The following is a 1094-nucleotide window of genomic DNA, read 5'->3' as shown; positions in this document are numbered from 1 at the left end:
ACGAGCATGACGCCTATCTGCTTCGCTACCTGACGACGGGAGAGCGCCGGATCATCGGGCTCGGCCGCACCGTGACCGGGGCACGCAAGGATGGCACGACTTTCCCGATGGAGCTTTCCGTTGGCGAGATGCATCCGGGGACCGGACGTTTCTTTACCGGCTTCTGCCGCGACTTGACCGAACGCCACCGGGCAGAAGCAAGAATCCAGGAGCAGCAGCAGGAACTGCTGCACATGGCGCGGTTCACCGCACTCGGCGAGATGGCCTCAACGCTTGCTCATGAGATCAACCAGCCGCTCACCGCCATCACGAACTACCTCAAAGGCAGTCGTCGGCTGCTTGAGAAGAGCCGGGACGAGAATGCGCCCATGCTTCGGGATGCCGTGGAAAAGGCAGCTGAGCAGGCCTTGCGGGCGGGCGACGTCATCCGTCACCTGAGGGATTTTGTAGCGAGGGGCGAAAGCGAGCGCCAGGTCGAACGACTGCCAATGCTGATCGAGGAAGCCGCCTCCCTAGCCTTGGTTGGTGCAAGAGAGATAAATCTCCTCGTCAGCTACAAGCTTGATCCAGTCGCCGAACTGGTCTTAACCGACCGCATCCAGATTCAGCAGGTTTTGCTCAACCTGATGCGCAATGCGGTTGAGGCTATGCAGGACTCGCCGCGCCGCGAATTGAAAGTCACAACAATTGCCCGGGATGATGGGATGGCCGAGGTAAGCGTGATCGATACTGGCCCGGGTCTCGCGCCGGAAGTCTCGGCTCAACTCTTCCAGCCGTTTGTAACCACCAAGAAGCAAGGCATGGGTGTCGGTCTCTCCATTTGCCGCACCATCGTGGAATCGCACGGTGGTCACATATGGGCCGAGGCGATGCCGACTGGCGGGACCGCCTTCCGATTCACCTTGCGCATTGTGGAGAAGGAAGAGGTCACAAATGGCCGGCAGTGATCTGGTGCACGTGGTTGGCGACGACATGGACGTGCGCAAGTCGCTCGGTTTTCTTCTGGCGACTGCAGATTTTGCAGTACGCCTGCACGAATCGGCCACGGCTTTTCTCTCGACGGCAAAGGGCGACCTCGACGGCTGCATCGTCAC

General features: G+C 60.1%; 1 protein-coding gene and 1 pseudogene. Both read left to right on the top strand.

Features of this window, described 5'->3' with window-relative positions:
* On the top strand, positions 1-947 hold a 947-nt coding region (locus EOA22_RS34745; protein ID WP_127390672.1), incomplete at its 5' end, for an ATP-binding protein.
* Positions 934-1094: pseudogene (gene fixJ / locus EOA22_RS39360) on the top strand (DNA-binding response regulator); the annotation flags it as partial. The gene EOA22_RS34745 and the pseudogene fixJ, both read left to right, overlap by 14 nt.

Source organism: Mesorhizobium sp. M7A.F.Ca.US.014.04.1.1 (assembly GCF_003998745.1).
Lineage (GTDB): Bacteria > Pseudomonadota > Alphaproteobacteria > Rhizobiales > Rhizobiaceae > Mesorhizobium > Mesorhizobium ciceri.
The sequence above is the reverse complement of the archived record's forward strand: the minus strand, read 5'-3'. Positions and strand labels throughout refer to the sequence as shown.